Raw genomic sequence first — 22,214 nt, 5'->3', positions numbered from 1 at the left:
TCGCAGATCGGATCATTGCTGCAGGATGGGAAGAGATGACAGTTGATGCATCCCAGTTGATATATATCGTCGATGATGACGCCGACATCAGATCTTCACTGCTAAGAGCGATGCGTATCCGTGGTTATGAGGCCGAAGGCTTTGCTACCGCTGCCGAATTTCTTGAAAGCTACGACCGGGACCGGATTGCCTGCCTGATATTGGATCAGGGAATGCCCGATATGACCGGGCTGGAACTTCAGAAGCATCTGACTGCGAACGGTTATTCGACTCCGATCATTTTCATCACCGGGCATGGCGGCATTCCTGAATCTGTTCAGGCGATGAAAGGCGGCGCCATCGATTTTCTTGAAAAACCATTTCGCCAGTCGGAATTGATGGATTGTATACACAGCGCTCTTTCGATTGCCAAAAGCATGCATGCCGACAACCGGAAAACCCGCGCCCTGCAAGAACGTTTTTCGCGGCTGACCCCGCGCGAGCGTGAAATCGTCGATCACATGATCTCACGCCCGTCTGAGGTTTCAAGCAAGGAGATCGGGCGGCATCTGAATATCAGCCCGCGAACCGTGGACAACCACCGCGCGCGGATACTTGAAAAACTGGGTGTATGCTCGGTCGTTGAACTGATGGCATTGATCAGATAGCAGTCCGAAAAACCGCCGAGGTCAGTAATTTCTGTACCGAACCTCGGCGATATTTTAAAACAACTCTCTTCAATCTGCTCTGATATCGCGTGCTCACCCACTGCTCACACGATCAGGATTAACAATGGACTCGTTACAAAGTTACTCTTTAAACCGTCGCCCGACAGATAACATTCGGTACTCGACACTTACGCTTGGGCAACTGAACCGGTTATACAAAGGTATGAATCGGACGTATATTCGCAAAACTACTTAGGTAATTTTACCTATGCATCGCCAAGCAAATGGACGACCGCGCGGTTCCCGATACAGCAATCATGCCGCCACATAGATCAGGGCCCCCCGTAAGGCTTGTAAATCGCCATTCCAGACGCCATGCATTCCGGAAAACCCGAATACGGAGACCACTCATGTCCGAAGCCACGATCCTGTCCATTGGCGAAGCTATGGTCGAATTGTCGAAGATAGATTCTCAGGGGCATTGGAAGGTCGGCATTGCGGGCGATACGCTGAACACGGCATGGTATCTGCGCCGCCTTCTGCCATCCGATTGGCATGTCAGCTATTTCACCCGGGTCGGCACCGGCGAATTCTCGCAGATGATGGTTGATTTCCTGAATAGCGAGGGTGTCGGCACCGAGCATGTCGGCCGCGACGATCACCGCGAAATCGGACTTTATGCGATCTCGCTGCATGATGGTGAACGCAGTTTCAGCTATTGGCGCGAAAATTCCGCAGCAAGATTGCTGGCCGAGGATACTGCGGCGCTTACGAATGCCGTTTCAAGCGCAGAAATCGCCTATCTGTCGGGAATCACGGTCGCAATTCTGCCCGATGAAGGGCGGGCCACACTCATTCAGGCCATGCGTGAGGCACGGGCCAAAGGCACTCGGGTCATTTTTGATCCGAATCTGCGCCCCCGTCTCTGGCCCGATACCCGCATCATGTGTGACCGGATCGAGGCCGTCGCCGCCGAAGCGAACCTGATCCTGCCCAGCTTCGACGACGAAAGCGAATATTTCGGGGATACCGATCCCGATGCGACCATTGCGCGCTATCTGAAGCTGGGAACCGGGCAGGTCATCGTGAAAGCAGGAGGGGGCGCGATCCATTTCGGCGGCGATCAGGGCGCAGGGGTGATCGATGACCTGAAACGCATGAATCCGGTGGATACGACCTCGGCGGGCGACAGTTTCAACGCGGGCTTTTTGGCCGCCCAGATACAACAGGCGGATATCGAGACGGCGATTCGCGCCGGGCACCAGCTTAGCGGCAGGGTCATCATGCATCACGGCGCATTGGTTCCCGAAGCCGTCGAGGCGCTGCAATGATCATCGACAGCAGCTCTGAGGATGCGGTTTCACTGGCTGTCGCGACGCTGAAACGGCATGAGCTGGTGGCTCTGCCGACCGAAACAGTCTATGGGCTTGCGGGTCTGTCAACCTCGCCCGAAGCCATCGCGCGAATTTATGCGGCGAAGGGCAGGCCGTCCAGCAACCCGTTGATCTCCCATGTCACGGATCTGGCCATGGCCCAAGAATATGCGGATTTCGACCCCGTGTCGCGCAAACTGGCCGAAATCTTCTGGCCCGGCCCGCTGACGCTGATCCTGCCCTTGCGGCAAGGCGGCATCGACCGCAGTTCTACCGCAGGACAGGAACTGGCCGCGTTACGCGCGCCTGCGGGCTTTGCGCATGAGGTGATTGCCGAATTGGGGCTGCCGGTTGCCGCACCAAGCGCGAATACATCGGGACGTATCAGCCCCACGACCGCCCGGCATGTCGCCGAGGATCTGGGGGATCGGGTTTCCCTGATCGTGGATGGAGGCCCGACCAGATTGGGCGTCGAATCGACCGTGCTACGGGCAGGCGAAGCCGGGTTGGCGATCCTGCGTCAAGGGGCGCTGACCGCAGAAGACATTGCGGCGGCAACGGATATGCCCGTGATCGAGGCCAACAGCGATGATGTCAGGCTGTCGCCGGGCACATTGAGTTCTCATTACGCGCCAAAGGCCATGCTTCGATTGAATGTCCGAAAGGTCGAACCGGGCGAGGTACTGCTTGCCTTCGGCCCGGAGCCGATCACAGGCATGGGCGCTGCGGCGGCGGTCTTCAACCTCAGCCATGCCGGCGATCTGGCGGAGGCCGCGAGGAACCTGTTTGACCTGATGCACCGCGCGGATAAGACCGGCGCGGACCGCATCGCCGTCGCGCCAATCCCGCAGCAAGGTTTAGGGCTGGCCATAAGTGACCGTTTGCGCCGTGCCGCCGCGCCGCGCGGATAAACGGATCGCGTCACGCATCCAGACACGAACCTCACCGGCTTGTTGCGCAGCCGCAAATTTCTTCTTGCAGCCGATAGCGGTGCCACAAGGTTACAGCACGGCCAATCGGCGAAGCCCGTCAATCCTGCGGGATCAATCGTCGCCCAGAACCGCGTCGCAGCGCGCGCAGACGCCCGGATGCCGATGACTGCCGACATCGGGCAGGATTTTCCAGCAACGCTGGCATTTGCCACCCTCGGCCAACTCGAAAACCGCACCGATGCCCGAAATCTCGGTCATGCGGAATGCATCGTTCGGGATTGGATCGGCGGTCAGCGAAAGGTCTGACACGATGCAGATATCCGCGAAGTTCACCGATTTCAGCGCAGTCAGCATTTCGGCATCCTCGACATGGACGATCGGAGCGGCTTCAAGGCTGGCTCCGATGGTCTTGTCGCTTCGCCGGATCTCAAGCGCAGCCGTCACAACCCGGCGCGCGCGGCGCACCTGTTCCCATTTCAGTGCCAGCGGCTCGTTCAGCCAATCCGCCGAAGTATCGGGGAAGTCGTGCAAATGAACGGAATCATCCTCGGACGGGAAGCGCGACAGCCAGACATCCTCGGTCGTGAACGGCAGGATCGGGGCCAGCCATGTCACCAAGCGATGGAACAGAATATCCAGAACCGTCCGCGCGGCGCGACGGCGATTGCTGCCGGGCGCGTCGCAATACAGCGCATCCTTGCGAATGTCGAAATAGAAGGAAGACAGATCGACCGTGCAGAACTGGAACAGCTTCTGAAATACGCCCTGGAAATCATAGGCGTTATAGCCGCCGCGCACCGCATGATCGAGCTGCGCAAGCCGGTGCAGAACCCATTGCTCCAACTCGGGCATTTCCGCCAGGGGTAATTTTTCATCCTCATCGAACCCGGCCAGATTGCCCAGCATGAAGCGCAGCGTATTGCGCAGCCGGCGATAGCTGTCCGCCGTTCCCTTGAGGATCTCGGGGCCGATGCGACTGTCGGCGGTGTAATCCACCTGTGCCACCCATAGCCGCAGAATATCCGCGCCATATTGTTTCACGACCTCGGCGGGAACGATGGTATTTCCCAGCGACTTGGACATTTTCATGCCCTTGGCGTCCAGCGTGAAACCATGCGTCAGGACGCCGCGATAGGGCGCGCGCCCCTTGGTCGCACAGGCTTGCAGCAAGGATGACTGGAACCAGCCGCGATGCTGGTCTGTACCTTCCAGATACAGATCAGCGATGCCGTCGGGGCTGCCATCCTCGCGATCGCGGATCACGAAAGCATGGGTCGAACCCGAATCGAACCACACATCCAGCACATCCATGACCTGATCGTAATCTGCCGGATCAGCGATACCGTCCAGCATACGCGCCTTGAAACCGTCCTGATACCAGACATCCGCGCCCTCGGCCTCGAAAGCTTCGACGATACGATCATTGACCGTTTGATTCCTAAGCAGGAAATCATCGTCAGTCGGCATGGTGCTCTTCCTGATAAAACAGGTCAATGGCACGCCCCATGCCCGCTGACGCGACAGCACCCAATCAGGCCGGTTTTCGACCATCGCATGGATCCGGTTGCGCCCGGATTGCGGGGTCCATTTCACAAGCTGATCGATCGACGCCAATGCCCGCGCGCGGATCGTATCGCCATGCTCACCCATGCCGTCATCCAGCGCCTTGTCGATGGCGGCGAACCATTGCGCCGTATTGCGATAGATCAGCGGCGCTTTCGAGCGCCAGCTATGCGGGTAGCTGTGCTTGATCTTGCCGCGCGCCAGCAATTTTCCGGAAGCGATCAAAGCCTCGATCACGGCGCGGTTGGCATTGCCCTCCTTGCCGTTTGGCCTGAGGATCTGCTTGCCGCCGAACAGCGGCAGATCCGCGCGATAACTGCCGTCCTCCAGCACGTTATAGGTGATGACCTCGGCCAGCATCCCGGCATCGCGATACATCTCGAATTCTTCCATGCCGTGACTGGGGGCACAGTGAACGAAACCCGTCCCCTCCTCATCGGTCACGAAGGGCGCGGCACGGAAATCGCGCGGGGCATCCCATTCGCCCTCTCCGCCCTCGACCCCTGCAAGCGGGTGAGCAAGCCGCAACCCTGCAAGGGTTTCAGCATTCACGTCACCGATACGGCGATACATGCCGGGTTCCAGCCGCGCCTTGGCCAGCACCCCTTCGGCCAGCTTGTCGGCCAGCAGGTAACGGTCACCGATGCTGGCCCAGCATTCCTCGGGCCGATCCGTCACCTCGTAAAGGCCATAGGAATAATCGGCCCCGTAAACCACGCCCTTGTTGGACGGGATCGTCCAGGGAGTCGTCGTCCAGATCACGACATCGCAGGCGCCCAGCCCGGCTTCTTCCCCGTTCAGAACCGGGAAGCGGACCCAGATCGTATCGCTTTCCTTGTCATGATATTCGACCTCGGCTTCGGCCAGTGCGGTCTTTTCGACCGGCGACCACATGACCGGCTTGCTGCCCTGATAAAGCGAGCCGTTCATCAGCAGTTTCATGAATTCCGCGGCGATCACCGCCTCGGCATGGAAATTCATGGTCAGATAGGGATCCTCCCACTTTCCGGTCACGCCCAGCCGCTTGAATTCCTGCCGCTGGATGTCGATCCATTCATCCGCGAAACGGCGGCACTGACGGCGGAACTCGACCACATCCACGGCGTCCTTGTCCTGCCCCTTGGCGCGATATTGCTCTTCGATCTTCCACTCGATCGGCAATCCGTGACAGTCCCAGCCCGGCACATAGCGCGAATCGCGCCCCATCATCTGCTGACTGCGGGTGATGAAATCCTTCAGCACCTTGTTCAGCGCATGTCCGATATGCAGGTTGCCATTCGCATAGGGGGGGCCGTCATGCAGGATGAACGGCTTGCGATCCCCTGCCCGCTCGCGCAGCCGGTCATAGATGCCGATACGTTCCCACCGAGCCAGCCAGTCGGGCTCCCGCGCAGGCAGGCCGGCACGCATCGGAAAATCGGTCTGGGGCAGGAAAACGGTATCGCGGTAATCGGGTGTCTCGGCGCTCATCTGGCGTTCCTTACTTCGGGCATTCGGGGGGCTTGTCAGGCATCATCGGACCCGGCGGCGCGAAAAATCACACCACCGGGCAAGTAATTCGAGGGCCGAACACCAGAAAATCCATGCCGCCTTCTATAGAAAGGCGGCGAAGGGGCTGCAAGTATCCAACCTGTCCAATGATCAAACTTCCGGCATTCGATAACGGATCGGGCAAACACGGCAGCCGGTTCCGCGGATCACAGCGCAATGTGAACAATCCGATTCAATGCGATCTTTAACTGACCCGCCAGCTGGGTTAGTTTCCAGGCAGTGATTTTTAATCAAACGGTCTCATCGTTATGAAGGATTTTCAAATGGCCCAGTCAGACAGTCCGAAAGCTGTTCAGAAAAAAACCACAGCAACAGCAAAGTCCAGCTCGTCCAGAAAATCCACGACCTCCCGCAAGGTCACGCCCGCAGCCCCGAAGGCAAGGACCCGCAAGGCCCCCGCGAATCTGCTGATCGTCGCCCAGAACGGGCGGCTGCAATACGAAGCCCTGATCTTCGCAGCCAGCCTTCGGGACAGCTCTCCGGATTACAAAGGAACGTTCATCGTGGCCGAGCCTTTGTCCGAAGGCGCCTGGAAGGATCACGACATTGCGATTCAACCCGAGATTCGCGAGGCCCTTATCTGGCTGGGCGCGGAAATCCGTCCCTTCACCGCGCAGCATTTCGGCGCGTCCTATCCCTATGGCAACAAGATCGAGGCGCTGCAGGTTCTGCCCGCCCGAGAACCGTTCATCTTCTTCGACACCGACACGCTTGTGACCGGCCCGCTTGACGGCATGACATTCGATTTCGACCGCCCTTCCGCCTCGATGCGGCGCGAGGGAACATGGCCGATCCCGCCCCTTTACGGCCCCGGCTACAATGAGATCTGGAAATCGCTCTATGATCGCTTTGGCCTTGATTTCGCCAGCACGCTGGATCTGCGCCAGCCTGACGAACATTGGGAGCGTTATCTTTATTTCAATGCAGGCTGGTTCTTTGGCCCGGATCCCGATGAATTCGGACGACGTTTCCTGAACTGGGCAATGGCCATCCGCGACGACCCGCAGGATGAGCTTGCCTGTCAAAGCCTGGATCCCTGGCTGGACCAGATCGTATTGCCTTTGGTCATCCATTCCTTCGGAGGCGGACGGCCGGACCCCGGGACCACCGGGCTGGACGGCGATGTCACCTGCCATTACCGCAACCTGCCGCTGCTTTACGCCCGCGAATCCGACAAGGTTGTCGAAACGCTGGAAAAGGTTGTGGCGCCGAACAAGATCAAGAAACACGTCAAGAACTGGGACGCCGCCCGCAAACTGATCTTTCAGGGCAAGGGACGCGGCAAGATCCGCAGCAAATTCAACCGCGCCGATCTTCCGCCGAAAGAAAAGGCGATTCGCGACAAGCTCAAACGGTTGGGATGGTGGGACATCTGAACCGGATCACGGCCGGAAGCGTGTCTGGTTCAGCCGGAAACCTTCTGGCCGCCGGCAAGTTCGACTTTCGCCATCCGGACCTCGATCCCCTGTTTCTTCATCCGCTCGATCAATGACGGCGGGGTTCCGTCGTCTACGATGATGATGTCGAAGCGCTCAAGCGGCTCCATCGCATAAAGAGCGCGGCGCTCGAATTTCGTGTGATCGGCCAGAAGAACGCGCCGGGCAGCGCTATTGAACATCGCGCGCTTTGTCTCCAGCATATCGGGGCTTTGATGGAAAACCATTCCGTCAATGATCGCGGACATGGACAGAAACACCAGATCGGCACGAAGCCGGCGAATCTCGGCGATTGTCGCGGGCCCCATGAATGCGTTGCACCAATTGTGATACTGGCCGCCCAGCCCCAGCAATGTCAGGTCGAGAATCTCGACAAGCTCATTCACCAGCCCGACGGAATTGGTAATCGCGGTCAGCGGAACCTTATCCGCCAAATGCGGCACCATCCGGGCTACCGTAGTCGAATCGTCGAAGAATACCGCTTGCCCCGGCTCGATGATGCGGGCGGCCAAAGCTGCGATCGCCGCCTTTTCCGCAGCCTGCCTCGTATCGCGATAAACGCCGCTTGCCTCTACCACCCGGGTCGGTGCCGCCGAGACGACACCCCGTGACTTGCGCAACAATCCGCGGCTTGCCAACTCGTCCAGATCCCTGTGCGCTGTCATCAGGCTGATGCCGAAACGCTCGGTCAGATCCTCGATCCGCATCGTTCCCTCGGCCATCACCGCTTCTGCCATCATCTGACGGCGGGCGATCTGGCGGGCCTGACGGCTGTCGCTGGGAAGATCGCCCGAAACAAGGCTTTCGATAGGCTCCTGACTGTCGGTCATGCGATTCTCCTGCCCCCAAGGTCGGGCGAGCCGATAGGCAATATCCCACCCGGCGGGAATGAAAGGGGCGCGAAAATCGCGCCCCGTCCTGTCTTACTGTTCCAGCACGAAAGGCGAAGTTATCTGATCCGCGTTATCCTTGGTGATCAGGATACAGTCGAAAAGCTGCTTTTCCGCATCCGCGCCGGTTTCACCCGTCTTGATGAAATTATCAGCCTGCCGTACCGCCTCATCGGCAAATACCGCGACCGGCTGAAGGACAGTGTACTGCAATTCGCCGGCCTTCACCGCCTCGACCGCATCGGGTGAGCCGTCGAAACCACCGACCTTGATCTGCTCCAGCTTACCGGCCTCTTTCAACGCCGCAATCGCGCCCAGGGCCATCTCGTCATTGCCCGAGATCACACCGATGATATCGGGATTGGCCTGCAGCATGGATTGCATCTTCTGATAGCCCTGGGTGCGATCCCAGTTGGCGACTTCTTCATCGACCTCTTCAAGATCGGGATACTGGCTCAGAACCGTTTCGAACCCGTTCGAGCGGGTCGCGGCATTATTGTCGGGCGGAGCGCCGAACAATTCGACATATTGGCCGCTGTCGCCCACGGCCTCGACCCATGCCTGAGCGCCAAGCGCCGCGCCCTGCGCGTTATTCGAGACAAGCTGCGCCTTGGCCAGATCGCTTTCATTGATCTCGGCATTCACGGTCAGAACCGGGATACCGGCATCCACGGCCTTCCTGACCGCGCCGATCGAGCCGTCGGCATTCGCCGGGTCAAGAATGATCGCCACCGACTTGTTGGTGATCGCGGTGTCGATCAGGGTGCTTTCGGTATTGGTATCGCCCTTGTGGGCCGCAACATTCGCCGTGTAGCCCAGTTCCTCGGCGGTCGCCTTGGCAACCTCGCCTTCGGTGAACCAATAGGGGTTCGCCGGATCGTTGACGATGATCGTTATCAGCCCTTCGGCCCATGCCGAACCGGCCATCAACGGCAGGCTTGCAGTGGCGGCCAGTAACAGGCGGCGCGTCATCTTGGTCATGTCTCTCTCCCTTCGGGTTGGTTGTCTGCCGCGTCTGGCAGGGATGACACCCGGTCCCCGTTCGGGCCGGGCGGTTTTCGTCTGGCGGGTCAGACCTTGCGGCCGCCACGCCCGTATTGCAGCGAGTTCATCAGCACGGCCAGCACGATCACGGCGCCGGTGAAAACCGTCTGCCAGTAGGACGAGACGCCGATGATCACCAGACCGTCCGACAGAAAGCCGATCACGAAAGCCCCCAGCATGGTGCCCCGCACCGTGCCGCGTCCGCCCGTCAGGGCCGCGCCACCAATCACGACAGCGGCAATCGCCGTCAGTTCATAGGTCTGCCCGGCGGTCGGCCCGGCCGAGGTCAGTTGCGATGCCAGAACCAGCCCCGCGATGGCCGACAGGATACCCGACAGTGTATAGACGGCGATCTTCACCCTGCGGGTCGGAACGCCGGACAGTTCCGCCGCGCGTTCATTGCCGCCCGAGGCGTAAAGCCAGCGTCCGAAGGCCGAGCGCGACAACATCAACCCGGCAATGATCGCCGCCGCCGCCAGCACCAGAACCGAGATCGGAATCCCGGCGATGCGGCTGAAACCCAACCAGTTGAACCCGGTATTTCCGAACTCGGCCTTGCCCGCCAGATTGTTATAGGTCAGCCCGTTGGTCATCAGCAGCGCCACGCCTCGCGCGACATACATCACGCCAAGCGTCGCGACGAAGGCGGGCACCTTGAAGATCGAGATCAGTACGCCGTTCACCGCCCCGACAAACGCACCCAGCACGCATGTCAGCACAACCACCGCCCAGACCGGCGGGTACAGGATCACACCAAGCGCCTGCAATTCGATCCCCTGCATCATCGCGCCCGCACTGACCCCGGCAAGCGCAAGGATCGACCCCACAGACAGGTCGATCCCGCCATTCAGGATCACCAGCAACATGCCGATGGCCAGCAGCCCGTAAATCGCCACATGGCTGGACATGATCAGGAAATTGCTGGTCGTGAAATAGTTCGGCGACATATATGAAAACACCGCGATGATCACGATCAGGGCAAAGAACGCCCGTCCCTCCAGCAGCAGGCGGGCGATATCGAAACCGCCAGTCGAACGCTTTGCCGTTTGGGTGTTGGTCGTGTCAGACATGGGGTTTTCCCTCTTGCTCTCGACGCTCATGCGGCCTCGGCTTCGCCCGAAGCGGCCATGATCTGTTCTTTGGATGCGTTGGAATCGAAGACAGCCGAGACCCGGCCCTTGTGCATGACGATGATCCGATGCGCGATGGACAGGCATTCACCCACCTCCGAGGTCGAATACAGCACCGCCAGCCCCTGTTTCGCGCCTTCGGCCAGCAGCCTGAACACCTCGGCCTTGGCGCCGATATCGATGCCGCGCGACGGCTCGTCCAGCATGATGACGCGAGGTCTGGTCGCCAAAATCTTGCCGATCACCACCTTCTGCTGGTTGCCGCCGGAAAGCGAACCGATAGACGCATCACCGCCATCGGTCTTGACGGTAACCTCGCGGATCGAATCCTGGATCAGTTTCTTCTCGGCGCGGTGCTGCGTGAACAGGCCTTTGGTGAAATCGCGGATCGAGGCCAGGGACAGGTTCTGTCCCACGCTCATGGTCTGGACAAGTCCGTCGCGCTGGCGATCTTCGGGCACAAGCGCAAGACCGCGGGCGATACGTTCTCCGATGGAAAGATGCGAAACCTCGCGGCCTTCCAGAACGATCTCGCCGCCGGTTTTCGCCAACCTTCCGGCGACAGCCTCCAGCAATTCGGTCCGGCCAGCGCCCATCAAGCCATAAACACAGACAATTTCGCCTGCACGGACATCCAGCGACAGGTCTCGCACAAGGTCGACGCCGGAAGCGTCGGGAACCGACAGATTGCGGATCGACAGCGCGACCTCGCCCATCTCGTACCCGCCCGGAGGGGAACCCAGATCGTAATTCTCGCCAACCATATTGCGCACGATCCATTCCAGATCGATCTCGGCACGGGGCGCATAGGCGGTCATGTTTCCGTCGCGCAGGACAACCGCATGATCGGTAATGGTCAGCGCTTCTTCCAGATGATGCGAGATATAAACGATAGAGACACCCCGCGCCGTCAGGTCGCGGATGACCTTGAACAGCACCTCGACCTCGCTGGCCGAAAGCGCCGAGGTCGGCTCGTCCATGATCAGGATGCGGCTGTTGACCGAAAGGGCGCGGGCGATCTCGACGATCTGCTGCTGGCCAAGGCGCAGATCCTCGACCGGGGTCAGCGGGTCGATATCCTCTTCAAGCTCCTCCATCAGCTTGCGGGTCTGGCGCTCCTCTTCGGCGAAATCGACGCCCGCGGTGCCGTGCAACTCGCGGCCCATGAAGATATTGTCGCGCACCGACAGATTGGGCGCGAGTGACAATTCCTGATGGATGATCGAGATCCCGTGGTCCCGCGCCCCGGCGGCATTGCCGAACACCACCGGCTGACCATCAAGGATGATCTCGCCAGAGGTCGGCTGAATCACACCTGAAAGAACCTTCATCAACGTGGATTTACCCGCCCCGTTCTCACCGAACAGGGTGGTGACCTGACCTTGGTGGATGTCGAAATTGACACCCTTCAGCGCATGGACGTTGCCATAGGATTTGGCGACGCTCCGGGCGGCAAGCACGACCTGTTCGGGGTTGGGCTTCGTGTCGGGAACGGGGGTCTGGGGGCTCATTGCACCTCCAGCGAAACAGGGGTGATCATCCAGTTCTTGGGATTGATCAGCCGGAAGACCCCGGTCACCTGAATGGTCTTGCCGTCCAGTGTCGCGCCATCGATACCGTCCAGAACGGCGGCCTTCATCGCGCGGTTGATGGCCGCGCCGGCATCCTGATACTGGATCTGGTTCTTGAACTGACCGAATTCGATATCGCCGGGCGCGTCGCGCAGATCGGTGCCGTTGATGGCGGGGCCGGTCTGGACGCGGACGGTGATTTCTTCGGACAGCCCGTCAACGGCCAGCGTATAGACGCCGGATTTCCCTTCGCCCACCACGCCGCTGACAGTCACCGGCAGGATCGCGCCGGTCGAGGCGGGGGTGCCGTATTGTTCGACCGCGGCATCCTTGTCCGCCTCCAGTTCCTTGGCCAGCGTTTCCGCGTCGACGGCCTTGCTGGTCACGAATTCCTGTATGCGTGGAAATTCCTCCGCGCCATAGGTATCGGGCGAGAATGCCTGCTGCCGCGCATCAGCCTCGGACCCGATCTGCACGACGGTTGTGTCAACGGCAATCCCCGCCGCCACGACAATCGCGGCGGCGATGCCCAGAAACAGGCCGCGCCGGGATGGTGCCGGGGCCTTGGGCGCGGGCGCAGGGGAAGCGGAACCCTGAGTCATGACGCAGCCCCTATGCAGCACCGGCAGACGGAAAAGGTCGGAACGCAGCGGATACCGCGCCGCCCGGTTCGGATGATTTCTGACATGTCGCCCCCTGCCTGACTGATGTCGCGCCCTCCCGGCGCCATATATCACTCACATAAGTTATATCATTGTTATATTATCAGTCAATAATGATATTTTTTAATCAGGAACGCCACCCAACATGCCGCCCCTCTCTTACGGCTTGCAGAAGATGCCTCCGCCAAGGATACGCACGAAAATTATGCAGATCATTCAAATTATCGTTAAATATCTGAGAATATTCTATCATGAACCATCTGCCGAAACAAAAACGAATCGCCAGTTGCGCCATCATCTCCCGTTATGATAGATGAAATATATTCCTTTTTCAGCAAAATAATGCGTTTTATATGTGATTATTATGGTATATAACGCCAGACACGCGCCGCGACGCCCACCGGAGGAAGGGTGACGGATTACAGCGCACCGATTCGACGAGGGAGGCGATTCATGCCCGAACATGACATTCTGATTGGTATCGATGCGGGCACCTCGGTCATCAAGGCCGTAGCCTTCGACCTGCGGGGGCGGCAGCTTGCATCGGCCTCGGTTCCCAATAACTACGCCTCGACTGCCGAAGGATCGGCCACGCAAAACCTTGAACAGACATGGCGGGATTGCGCTGCGGCGTTACGCGATCTGGGTGACCGGATCGAAAACCTTGCCGCCCGCACCGCCGCGCTGTCGGTGACGGCTCAGGGCGACGGCACCTGGCTGGTCGGGAACGACGGCCCGGTTTGCGATGCCTGGCTTTGGCTTGACGCGCGGGCCGCCCCAACGGTCCAGCGCCTTGCCGCGCGGGCTTCGGACCGCGCGCGCTTCGAAGCGACTGGCACCGGGTTGAATACCTGCCAGCAAGGCAGCCAGATGGCACATATGGATGCGCATATGCCCGAGTTGCTGGATCGGGCCGAGGTCGCACTGCATTGCAAGGACTGGCTTTACCTCAACCTGACCGGGATCCGCGCGACGGATCCGTCGGAAGCCAGCTTCACCTTCGGCAATTTCCGTAACCGCCAATACGACGACACCGTGATCGAGGCATTGGGGCTGACACGTCGCCGCCACCTGCTGCCCCAGATCGTGGATGGCAGCCAGATCACCCATCCCCTTACGGCAGAGGCGGCCACCCGAACGGGATTGCGCGCCGGAACGCCGGTCAGCCTTGGCTATGTGGACATGGTGATGACCGCGCTTGGCGCAGGCGTCTATGGCGGCGCGGGCGATGTGGCCTGCTCGACCGTCGGTTCTACCGGCGTGCATCTGCGGGCGGTGCCCGCGAATGGCGTGCATCTGAACGATCAGGGCACAGGCTATGTGATTTGCCTGCCGATCCCCGGTATCGTCACGCAGGTGCAGACCAATATGGCGGCGACGCTCAATCTGGACTGGGTACTTGGGCTCGCGGCGGACATCATGTCCGACATGGGCAAGCCCGTTGGTCACCGCGATCTGGTCGATCATATCGAAGACTGGCTGAGCGCGAGCCAGCCCGGTCAGATCATCTATCACCCCTATATTTCCGAGGCCGGCGAGCGTGGTCCCTTCGTCAATGCCGATGCAAGGGCGGGCTTTGTCGGGCTGGCGCTGCATCACCGCTTTCCCGACCTGCTGCGCGCCGTCGCCGAGGGGCTGGGGATGGCAATGCGCGATTGCTATGCCGCAATGGGCCCCCTGCCCTCGGAACTGCGCCTGACCGGCGGCGCGGCCCGCTCGCCGGGATTACGCAGCATCCTTTCCGCCTCGCTGGATGCCCCGGTGCGGGTATCCGACCGGGACGAGGCAGGGGCGGCGGGGGCCGCGATGATGGCGGCGGTCGCGATCGGCGTTTATCCGGATATGGAAGCCTGCATCAAGGAATGGGTGACGCCGCTTCTCGGACAGGCCGAAGCGCCGGATCCCGGCCTTACCGCCGCCTATCAGCGGCTTTTCCCGGCATTTTCCGCGTCCCGCCAGGCCCTGCCTTTGGCCTGGGATGCCCTCGCCGCTGCCCGCGCCAAGCAGATTTGGGCCGGAAACTGAAGGAGATTGACATGACAAGCGACCCCGAGATGATCGACCTTTTCGTGATCGGCGGCGGCATCAATGGTGCCGGAATTGCCCGAGACGCGGCAGGGCGGGGCCTGAAGGTCGTGTTATGCGAGAAGGACGATCTGGCTCAGGGAACCTCGTCCCGGTCGGGCAAGCTGGTGCATGGGGGCTTGCGCTATCTGGAATATTACGAGTTCCGGCTGGTCCGCGAAGCCCTGATCGAGCGCGAAGTGCTGATGCGTTCCGCGCCGCATATCATCTGGCCGATGCGCTTCGTGCTGCCCCACAGTCCACAGGACCGCCCCGCATGGCTGGTCCGCCTTGGGCTGTTCCTTTACGACAATCTGGGCGGTCGTCAGAAACTGCCCGGGACACGGACGCTGAATCTGCGTCGCGACCCCGAGGGTGCGCCGCTGATGAACCAATATGCCAAGGGCTTCGAATACTCGGATTGCTGGGTGGATGACGCCCGGCTTGTCGTTCTGAACGCCGTTGATGCCGCCGAGCGCGGGGCAGAAGTGCTGACCCGCAGTCCCTGCATCTCGGCGCGGCGGGAAGACGGCGCCTGGACGGTGCAAACCCGCAGCGACCTGACCGGCGAAACCCGGACATTCCGCGCCCGCTGCGTGGTCAATTGCGCGGGTCCCTGGGTCAGCGATGTTATCGGGCGCGTGGCCGGGGCGAACTCGAAACGCAATGTCCGGCTGGTCAAGGGCAGCCATATCATCGTGCCGAAATTCTGGCATGGGAATAACGCCTATCTGGTACAGAACCATGACAGGCGGGTGATCTTCATCAATCCCTATGAAGGCGACAAGGCCCTGATCGGCACCACCGATATCGCCTATGAGGGCCGGGCCGAGGATGTGAAGGCCGACGAATCCGAGATCGAATATCTGATCGCCGCCGTAAACCGCTATTTCAAGGAAAAGCTGCGCCGCTCGGATGTTCTGGAAACATTTTCCGGTGTGCGCCCCCTGTTCGATGACGGGCAAGGTAATCCTTCGGCGGTGACGCGCGATTACGTCTTTGATCTGGACATGAACGGGGGCGCACCGCTGCTGAACGTGTTCGGCGGCAAGATCACCACCTTCCGCGAACTGGCCGAACGCGGAATGCACCGGCTACAGGAGGTTTTCCCGGATATGGGACCGGACTGGACCGAAACCGCCACCCTGCCGGGCGGCGAAATCGCCAATGCGGATTATGAAAGCTATGCGAATCTGCTGCGCGAGTTGCATCCCTGGATGCCGCGCAAACTGGTGCATCATTACGGACGGCTTTACGGGGCGCGTACCAAGGATGTCGTGGCCGGAGCCATGAAACTCGACGATCTGGGCCGGCATTTCGGCGGGCAACTCTACGAGGCGGAGGCCCGCTATCTCACCCGCAAGGAATGGGCGATGACAGCCGAGGATATTCTGTTGCGGCGCACCAAACACTACCTTCACCTCACCGCGGCCGAGCGGGCCGCTTTCGCTAAGTGGTTTGAGACCGCGGCTCTGGCAGATGCCGCGTAGCTTGCCCCTCGCAGGAGCAGCGCATGGTTGCGGCTCAACTCAATATCCTCACGGGACATCACCATGCCCTTAACGCTTTCCCTGAACACAAACCCGCTGGTCAACCGCTTCGCTGACCCGGATGACCTGATCGACACCGTCGCCCGCGATCTGCGTATCCGCGATCTGCAACTGACGCATGAATTCATCAACCCGTCATGGCCCGCCCCCGTCATCCGCCGTCTGACCCGGCAGATGGACCGGGCGCTTGCCCGGACCGGTATTCGCATCACCAGCGGGATGACCGGGCCTTATGGGCGGCTGAACCATTTCGGGCATCCCGACCCGGATGTGCGCCGCTATTATCTGGATTGGTTCAAGACATTCGCAGACATCATTGCCGATCTGGGCGGCAACTCGGTCGGAACGCAATTCGCCATTTTCACCTATCGCGATTACGACGATCCCGCCCGGCGCGAGGAACTGACGCGGATTGCCGTCGATTGCTGGGCCGAACTGGCCGAGCATGCCAAGATGGCGGGGCTGGAATATGTCTTCTGGGAACCCATGAGCATCGGGCGCGAATTCGGCGAAACCATCGCCGCCTGCATGGCGCTGCAAGATCGGCTGACCGCCGCCAACATGGCGGTGCCGATGTGGATGATGGCCGATATCGATCATGGCGACGTGACCAGCGACAATCCTGATGATTACGATCCCTATGCATGGGCGCGCGCGGTGCCGAAAGTCTCGCCGATCATCCATATCAAGCAGTCGCTCATGGACAAGGGCGGCCATCGCCCCTTTACGGCCGAGTTCAATGCGAATGGCCGGATCCAACCCGAGCCACTACTGAAGGCATTCGCCGAGGGTGGTGCGCGGGACAACGAAATCTGCCTTGAACTCAGCTTCAAGGAGCGCGAGCCGAACGACCGTCAGGTGATTAACCAGATCGCGGAAAGCATAGCGTTCTGGGCACCGCATATCGACAGCGGCGCGGACAGGCTGAAAACCTGACGCGGCAAAGCACAGGAGGGCATCATGCCGGATCATCACTCGCACCATTTCGCCGTCCGTGGCTTGCACTGATGGCGCGCCATGCCAATCCGGATCAGGATGAGAGCCTCGCCACCCGCGCGGCCTGGCTGCATTATGTGGGCGGGCTGACGCAGGCTGCGGTCGCCCGGCGGCTTGGGCTGACAGCGGTCAAGACCCATCGCCTGATCGCCCGCGCCGTGGCCGAGGGTGTGGTCAAGGTCTCGATCGACGGCGAGATCGTCGAATGCGTCAGGCTGGAGGAACAGCTTGTCGCCCGTTATGGCCTTGAGACCTGCGAAGTCGCGCCCGATCTGGGAGAAAAAGGACTGCCGCTGCACGCTCTGGGCCTTGCCGGAGCGGGATTCCTGCGGCGTGAGGTCGAGCGCCGCGAATGCGAGGTGATCGGTCTGGGGCATGGGCGGACGCTTGCCGCGGCTATTCATCAATTGCCGCGTTTCGAGGCGAACGGGACGCGCTTCGTCTCGCTTCTGGGCGGGCTGACGCGGCATTACACCGCCAATCCGCATGACGTCATGCATAGCCTGACCCACAAGACCGGCGCGCAGGCACATGTTCTGCCGGTCCCTTTCTTCGCCAATTCCGAACAGGATCGGAAAATCCTTCTGGCACAGCCCGGAGTCCGCGAGATTTTCGATCTGGCGAATAATGCCGGATTGAAATTCGCCGGAATCGGAACCGCCGATGCGGATGCGCAGCTTGTCGCATCCGGAATGATCGAACCCCATGAAATCAATGAAATCAAAGCCATCGGCGCGGTCGGGGAGATGCTGGGGCATTTCTTCGACGCAAAAGGCCGGGTGTTGGAAACCACGCTCAGCAGGCGCACATTGTCAGCGGGGCTGGAGACAAGCAAGACCAGCCGCATTGTCGCCATCGCGGGCGGACAGATGAAAACGGCTGCAATACGGGCTGTACTGGACAGCGGGCGGTTATCGGGGCTGATAACGGATGAAGACACGGCCCGTTTGCTGACGGAATGACGGCGGCACGAGCGCGTAACAAGCTTCGGAGCATTTCGCGCCCTGTCGCCGGATCGCCGCAGATAAGCAGGACCGGGGGCGCCGCCCCCGGACCCCCGAGGTATTTGGACAAAGAAGAATCGCGAAAGAGCGCGATAGTGTGGCGTTGGCACCTTTCGCGGGGTGATCTAATCCGCAGGACGGGCGTAATAGCTGTATCCGGCGATTTCCTGAAACCCCAATTGGCGATAGAGGGCGACGGCTCCGGTATTCGCCCGGCTGACGGCAAGGCCGATCCGTTCGGCACCTTGCTCTGCCGCCCAGAATGCCGCGCAGCGCATCATCCATCCGGCAAGTCCCCTGCGCCGGAGATCGGGAAGAATTTCAACGCAATGCACCATCGCCACGCCCTGATGAACGGCAACGAAAGCAGTGCCCGCAGCACGATCCACTATCCGGCCCAGAATCGAGCTTCGGGGGGTGGCAACCGCCATCATTACCCTTTGCCTTGCAGGATTGATATTTCCCGATGCCCAAATCTCCCGCTGAATGGCAAGCGGCGGCCAGATCGCAAAAGCCGTCACCGGCGGAATTTCACGATCGGTCAATGCGGATATCTCGAGCGCCATGATGGCGGTGGGGTTCTCGCGGCGGAAACCATGTTCCGCGAGCGCCCCGATCAGGGCCCGGTCGTCATCATATGCACGAAACAGGGGAGGTTGCCTCCACTGGACGTGCTGGTGGATTGCCGCCTTGATATCATCATGCGTCCAGTCACCCACCCGGCGCGCCGAACTGACCCTGCCGCCCGCGCCCATGCCTCGGCCCACCCGAAAGCCGCCCGCATCCGCATATTCCGCGGCCGGCCATGTAAGCTCGAACGCCTCGGCAAGCGCGGTGTCCATCACAGGCCCAACTCGCGCCGCAATTCGGACATCGCGAAGGAGACACGGGCGGCATCCAGCCCACGCACCACGAGATTGGTTCCCCAGCCCCGCTCGTCGCGGAACGGATAAGAACCCATCGACAAGTCGGGGAATTTCGAGGCCATCTCCTCGAGCTGTTCCGCCACGTCGCTTTCGCCGCGCCTGACCTCGACGGTTTCCGATTGAACCGGCTGCCCCCCCGGCAAGCGGGGAATCAGCCAATCGACCATACCGCGGAATACCTCGGGAACGCCGGCCATCACATGCGTATTGCCGATAGAGAAGCCCGGCGCGGCAGAGACCGCATTGTCGATCAGCGTGCCGCCAACGGGAACCCGCGCCATCCGCAGCCGGTTCGGCGTCAGTTCCATTCCCATCCGGTCGCAACGTGCCTGAAGCAATATCCGCGCTTCGTCGTTTATTTCGACCGTAGTGCCATGCGCCGCCGCCACGGCATCGGCGGTGATATCGTCATGCGTCGGCCCGATTCCGCCCGATGTGAACAGCAGGTCATATGCCCCGCCCAGGGACCTGTCCAGGGCGCGAATGGCCGCGACGATCTGATCATGATCATCCGCGACGATCCGCATCTCGCGCAGATCGAACCCGGTCGCGGACAAAACCTGCGCCAGGTGATGTGCGTTGCCTTCGCGGGTGCGCCCGGACAGGATCTCGTCGCCGATCACCAGAATGGCTGCCGTGGGATTCTCTGATTGCATGGCATTGCCCCTTGCTGCTGCCCCATTCTTCTATGCTGCCGTATGGGGCTGGAACAAGTGGGGCGGCGCGACTATCTTTGCCCACAGAAGAAAGGACAGCCGATGAACGACGCAAGCCGCATCACCAAAGAGGGTATCCGCATCCATGCCGCCGAGGATTTCGCGGGCATGCGCAAGGCCGGGGCCATGGCCTCGCAAATCCTTGACGAGGTCGGGCCGCTGGTCGAGCCGGGCGAGACCACAGCGGCACTGGACGATTTCATCCGCAACCGGGTCACGGAGCTTGGCGCCACCTCGGCCACGATCGGATATCGCGGCTATCAGCATGCCAGCTGCATCAGCGTCAATCACGTCGTCTGTCACGGCATCCCGGGTCAGAAGACCCTGAAGGACGGTGATATCCTGAATATCGACGTCACAGTCATCGTCGATGGGTGGTATGGCGATACAAGCCGCATGTATGTGGCCGGGAAAGCTCCGATCAAGGCGCAAAGGCTGATCCGGGTCACCCATGATTCGCTGATGAAGGGCATCGAGGCCGTCCGGCCCGGTGCCACTTTCGGCGATATCGGCGCGGCGATCCAGACCTATGCCGAGGGGCATCGCATGTCCGTCGTCCGCGATTTCTGCGGTCATGGGCTGGGCCAAAGCTTCCACGCGCCGCCGAATGTGCTGCATTTCGGGCGAGCGGGCAAAGGCCCGGTCCTGGAAGAGGGCATGTTCTTCACCATCGAGCCGATGATCAATCTCGGCCGCCCCGAGACCAAGACCCTTTCCGATGACTGGACCGCCGTGACCCGCGACAAATCGCTGTCGGCGCAATTCGAGCATTCAATAGGCGTCACCGCGAATGGCTGCGAGATCTTCACGCCGTCCGAGCGGTTTTTCCCCGATCTGGGCTGATCGCCGGAAGGACGAATCTTTTTTCCGGCACGACCGGCACAGAATGATCAGCCTTCGCAACCGATACCGTTCCCGTCCCGGTCAAGATCATATTCATCCGGACCGGTAACCTGAACCGGTCCCGCTACATATTCGGGACCGTTTCCGCTTCCACTTGCACAATCGACATCCGATGCAATGGGAACACATTCCCCCTGATAACTAGGATGGCAGTCCTGCCCGAAGGCCGGGCTGGCAACGAGAGCGGCCAGGAAAAACATCCCACGCATTAACAACTCCTTTAGGGGAAAGAATACGTTAACCATGCTTTCCGGCAAGCGAATATTGTCCTGGAACCAGGCAGCGCCCCACCGCGGACCGCTGCCCGGCGATCGTGGTCAGTGGTTTATATCGCAACCCCGCAGGAAGCCTTGCCCGCAGGTTAATGTCATCAAAGCGCCTGCATTGTGATGCGATCGGGCGTTGCTCGACTCCGGATGATTATGGAGATGCCGGTGTTGAAGACCGAACCCTGCATGGGCCTGACTACGCCTCAACCCGTCAGTCCGCCCCCGGTATCGCGGCGGTTCGATACGGCCAGTTTTGCCTCGCTGTCGCGAAGGCGGTGCAGGCTTTCGCGAACATAGCCCAGATGCTGATGGGCGGCGACCTGGGCCGCGTCCTGCTTTCCGGCAATGATTGCGGCCGCTATGGCGTGATGCTGCTCGCGCAGCCGGTCGCGGGTATGCGGCAGGGTAAACATGCGCCCCCGGTTCTGGATCACGTCACGGCGCAGACCGCCCGACAGGGCCCGCATAATCTGAAGCAGCACAAGATTGTGGCTTGCCTCATAGATCAGTTGGTGCAACTCGGCATCGGCTTCCGCCTCTTCGTCGGGATCGGCGGCAGCATAGGCCCGGTCGATCCGTTCAAGACAGGCGCGGATACGGCGCAGATCGACCTCATTGGCGCGTTCCGCAGCCAGCGCAGCGGCCTGACATTCGACGATATCGCGGAATTCAAGGTAATCATCCGCCAGTTCCTCGCGTCCGGCCAGCAATTCAAGCAAGGGATCGGTGATCGCCCCGGCACCCAGAGCGGCGACCCGCAGCCCCCTGTTTCCTTCCTGCCGCAGCAGCCCCCTGTCCTGCAAGGTCTTCAACCCGTCGCGCAGGGTCGGACGCGACACATTCAGGCGTTTCGCCAGTTCCCGTTCGGGCAGCAAGGCCTCTCCGGAGCGCAATGTGCCCTCGATAATCAGCGTTTCGATATGCCGGGCCACGCTTTCGGCGGCCTTGGTGGATTTTATCGTCGTGCCGGACATCGCATTCTCCTGA

The 22,214-nt window shown here is 60.6% G+C and carries 18 protein-coding genes; 9 read left to right on the top strand and 9 right to left on the bottom strand.

From position 1 onward, the window contains the following. Window positions 1-35 precede the first annotated feature (35 nt). From D3P04_RS06365 to D3P04_RS06355, 3 genes are all read left to right on the top strand, one after another. Window positions 36-647 carry a response regulator transcription factor gene (locus D3P04_RS06365; RefSeq protein WP_119747021.1) on the top strand — a complete coding sequence of 204 codons (612 nt, stop codon included), beginning with the start codon at window positions 36-38 and terminating at the stop codon, window positions 645-647. 410 nt (window positions 648-1,057) lie between these two features. Continuing rightward, window positions 1,058-1,978, top strand: coding sequence for a sugar kinase (locus D3P04_RS06360; protein WP_119747019.1), 921 nt, complete (start codon window positions 1,058-1,060; stop codon window positions 1,976-1,978). After that, window positions 1,975-2,931, top strand: a complete 957-nt coding sequence (locus D3P04_RS06355) for an L-threonylcarbamoyladenylate synthase (RefSeq protein ID WP_119747017.1) — start codon at window positions 1,975-1,977, stop codon at window positions 2,929-2,931. Before D3P04_RS06360 ends, D3P04_RS06355 begins: the two co-directional genes overlap by 4 nt. Window positions 2,932-3,063: 132 nt before the next feature. Here the strand turns inward: D3P04_RS06355 and ileS are convergent, their stop codons facing one another. Further along, window positions 3,064-5,985 (bottom strand): isoleucine--tRNA ligase, encoded by a 2,922-nt coding sequence (gene ileS / locus D3P04_RS06350; RefSeq protein ID WP_119747015.1) that lies wholly within the window; start codon window positions 5,983-5,985, stop codon window positions 3,064-3,066. A 344-nt stretch (window positions 5,986-6,329) separates the two neighbouring features. Between ileS and D3P04_RS06345 the strand changes: the two genes are divergently transcribed. Beyond that, window positions 6,330-7,442, top strand: coding sequence for a hypothetical protein (locus D3P04_RS06345; RefSeq protein WP_232844907.1), 1,113 nt, complete (start codon window positions 6,330-6,332; stop codon window positions 7,440-7,442). A gap of 29 nt (window positions 7,443-7,471) precedes the next feature. On the opposite strand, the gene D3P04_RS06340 is transcribed toward D3P04_RS06345, so the two are convergent. From D3P04_RS06340 to D3P04_RS06320, 5 genes are all read right to left on the bottom strand, one after another. Then, window positions 7,472-8,332: a DeoR/GlpR family DNA-binding transcription regulator gene (locus D3P04_RS06340; RefSeq protein WP_119747013.1), complete on the bottom strand. Its 861-nt coding sequence runs from the start codon at window positions 8,330-8,332 to the stop codon at window positions 7,472-7,474. Between the two features lie 93 nt (window positions 8,333-8,425). Next, window positions 8,426-9,373 (bottom strand): D-ribose ABC transporter substrate-binding protein, encoded by a 948-nt coding sequence (locus tag D3P04_RS06335; protein WP_119747011.1) that lies wholly within the window; start codon window positions 9,371-9,373, stop codon window positions 8,426-8,428. Window positions 9,374-9,462: 89 nt separating this feature from the next. Next, the gene (locus D3P04_RS06330; protein ID WP_119747009.1) at window positions 9,463-10,506 is read right to left on the bottom strand and encodes an ABC transporter permease; all 1,044 of its coding nucleotides are present in this window, start codon (window positions 10,504-10,506) and stop codon (window positions 9,463-9,465) included. Window positions 10,507-10,532: 26 nt separating this feature from the next. After that, window positions 10,533-12,077, bottom strand: coding sequence for a sugar ABC transporter ATP-binding protein (locus tag D3P04_RS06325; protein WP_119747007.1), 1,545 nt, complete (start codon window positions 12,075-12,077; stop codon window positions 10,533-10,535). Beyond that, window positions 12,074-12,739 carry a DUF2291 family protein gene (locus D3P04_RS06320; protein ID WP_119747005.1) on the bottom strand — a complete coding sequence of 222 codons (666 nt, stop codon included), beginning with the start codon at window positions 12,737-12,739 and terminating at the stop codon, window positions 12,074-12,076. Before D3P04_RS06320 ends, D3P04_RS06325 begins: the two co-directional genes overlap by 4 nt. Before the next feature lie 513 nt (window positions 12,740-13,252). Between D3P04_RS06320 and D3P04_RS06315 the strand changes: the two genes are divergently transcribed. The 4 genes from D3P04_RS06315 to D3P04_RS06300 all read left to right on the top strand — a co-directional run bounded on the left by D3P04_RS06315 (window position 13,253) and on the right by D3P04_RS06300 (window position 18,371). Further along, entirely contained in the window at window positions 13,253-14,824 is a 1,572-nt protein-coding gene (locus D3P04_RS06315) for an FGGY-family carbohydrate kinase (protein WP_119747003.1), read from the top strand. Between the two features lie 11 nt (window positions 14,825-14,835). After that, window positions 14,836-16,353 (top strand): glycerol-3-phosphate dehydrogenase, encoded by a 1,518-nt coding sequence (locus D3P04_RS06310; protein ID WP_119747001.1) that lies wholly within the window; start codon window positions 14,836-14,838, stop codon window positions 16,351-16,353. 63 nt (window positions 16,354-16,416) lie between these two features. Next, window positions 16,417-17,349, top strand: a complete 933-nt coding sequence (locus D3P04_RS06305; RefSeq protein WP_119746999.1) for a sugar phosphate isomerase/epimerase family protein — start codon at window positions 16,417-16,419, stop codon at window positions 17,347-17,349. Between the two features lie 71 nt (window positions 17,350-17,420). Then, window positions 17,421-18,371 (top strand): sugar-binding transcriptional regulator, encoded by a 951-nt coding sequence (locus tag D3P04_RS06300; RefSeq protein WP_119746997.1) that lies wholly within the window; start codon window positions 17,421-17,423, stop codon window positions 18,369-18,371. Window positions 18,372-18,538: 167 nt separating this feature from the next. Here the strand turns inward: D3P04_RS06300 and D3P04_RS06295 are convergent, their stop codons facing one another. Both D3P04_RS06295 and D3P04_RS06290 read right to left on the bottom strand, forming a co-directional pair. Then, the gene (locus tag D3P04_RS06295) at window positions 18,539-19,255 is read right to left on the bottom strand and encodes a GNAT family N-acetyltransferase (protein WP_119746995.1); all 717 of its coding nucleotides are present in this window, start codon (window positions 19,253-19,255) and stop codon (window positions 18,539-18,541) included. Further along, window positions 19,255-19,995, bottom strand: a complete 741-nt coding sequence (locus tag D3P04_RS06290; protein ID WP_119746993.1) for a competence/damage-inducible protein A — start codon at window positions 19,993-19,995, stop codon at window positions 19,255-19,257. Before D3P04_RS06290 ends, D3P04_RS06295 begins: the two co-directional genes overlap by 1 nt. 102 nt (window positions 19,996-20,097) lie before the next feature. Here D3P04_RS06290 and map point away from each other — a divergent pair, with 102 nt between their 5' ends. Then, a complete protein-coding gene (map, locus tag D3P04_RS06285; protein ID WP_119746991.1) occupies window positions 20,098-20,898 on the top strand; it encodes a type I methionyl aminopeptidase in 801 nt (266 codons plus the stop codon). A 532-nt stretch (window positions 20,899-21,430) separates the two neighbouring features. Here the strand turns inward: map and D3P04_RS06275 are convergent. Beyond that, window positions 21,431-22,201 (bottom strand): FCD domain-containing protein, encoded by a 771-nt coding sequence (locus D3P04_RS06275; RefSeq protein WP_119746987.1) that lies wholly within the window; start codon window positions 22,199-22,201, stop codon window positions 21,431-21,433. Between the last annotated feature and the right edge of the window lie 13 nt (window positions 22,202-22,214).

This window comes from Paracoccus onubensis (assembly GCF_003591515.1).
Taxonomy (GTDB): Bacteria; Pseudomonadota; Alphaproteobacteria; order Rhodobacterales; family Rhodobacteraceae; genus Paracoccus; species Paracoccus onubensis.
Note: the sequence above shows the minus strand (reverse complement) of the source record. Positions and strands in the feature narration are given on the sequence as shown.

Bases quoted from the DNA above. Each gene is read 5' to 3' on its own strand.
- D3P04_RS06365 (WP_119747021.1), top strand. From the start codon at position 36: ATGACAGTTGATGCATCCCAGTTGATATATATCGTCGATGATGACGCC.
- D3P04_RS06360 (WP_119747019.1), top strand. From the start codon at position 1,058: ATGTCCGAAGCCACGATCCTGTCCATTGGCGAAGCTATGGTCGAATTG.
- D3P04_RS06355 (WP_119747017.1), top strand. From the start codon at position 1,975: ATGATCATCGACAGCAGCTCTGAGGATGCGGTTTCACTGGCTGTCGCG.
- ileS (WP_119747015.1), bottom strand. From the start codon at position 5,985: ATGAGCGCCGAGACACCCGATTACCGCGATACCGTTTTCCTGCCCCAG.
- D3P04_RS06345 (WP_232844907.1), top strand. From the start codon at position 6,330: ATGGCCCAGTCAGACAGTCCGAAAGCTGTTCAGAAAAAAACCACAGCA.
- D3P04_RS06340 (WP_119747013.1), bottom strand. From the start codon at position 8,332: ATGACCGACAGTCAGGAGCCTATCGAAAGCCTTGTTTCGGGCGATCTT.
- D3P04_RS06335 (WP_119747011.1), bottom strand. From the start codon at position 9,373: ATGACCAAGATGACGCGCCGCCTGTTACTGGCCGCCACTGCAAGCCTG.
- D3P04_RS06330 (WP_119747009.1), bottom strand. From the start codon at position 10,506: ATGTCTGACACGACCAACACCCAAACGGCAAAGCGTTCGACTGGCGGT.
- D3P04_RS06325 (WP_119747007.1), bottom strand. From the start codon at position 12,077: ATGAGCCCCCAGACCCCCGTTCCCGACACGAAGCCCAACCCCGAACAG.
- D3P04_RS06320 (WP_119747005.1), bottom strand. From the start codon at position 12,739: ATGACTCAGGGTTCCGCTTCCCCTGCGCCCGCGCCCAAGGCCCCGGCA.
- D3P04_RS06315 (WP_119747003.1), top strand. From the start codon at position 13,253: ATGCCCGAACATGACATTCTGATTGGTATCGATGCGGGCACCTCGGTC.
- D3P04_RS06310 (WP_119747001.1), top strand. From the start codon at position 14,836: ATGACAAGCGACCCCGAGATGATCGACCTTTTCGTGATCGGCGGCGGC.
- D3P04_RS06305 (WP_119746999.1), top strand. From the start codon at position 16,417: ATGCCCTTAACGCTTTCCCTGAACACAAACCCGCTGGTCAACCGCTTC.
- D3P04_RS06300 (WP_119746997.1), top strand. From the start codon at position 17,421: ATGGCGCGCCATGCCAATCCGGATCAGGATGAGAGCCTCGCCACCCGC.
- D3P04_RS06295 (WP_119746995.1), bottom strand. From the start codon at position 19,255: ATGGACACCGCGCTTGCCGAGGCGTTCGAGCTTACATGGCCGGCCGCG.
- D3P04_RS06290 (WP_119746993.1), bottom strand. From the start codon at position 19,995: ATGCAATCAGAGAATCCCACGGCAGCCATTCTGGTGATCGGCGACGAG.
- map (WP_119746991.1), top strand. From the start codon at position 20,098: ATGAACGACGCAAGCCGCATCACCAAAGAGGGTATCCGCATCCATGCC.
- D3P04_RS06275 (WP_119746987.1), bottom strand. From the start codon at position 22,201: ATGTCCGGCACGACGATAAAATCCACCAAGGCCGCCGAAAGCGTGGCC.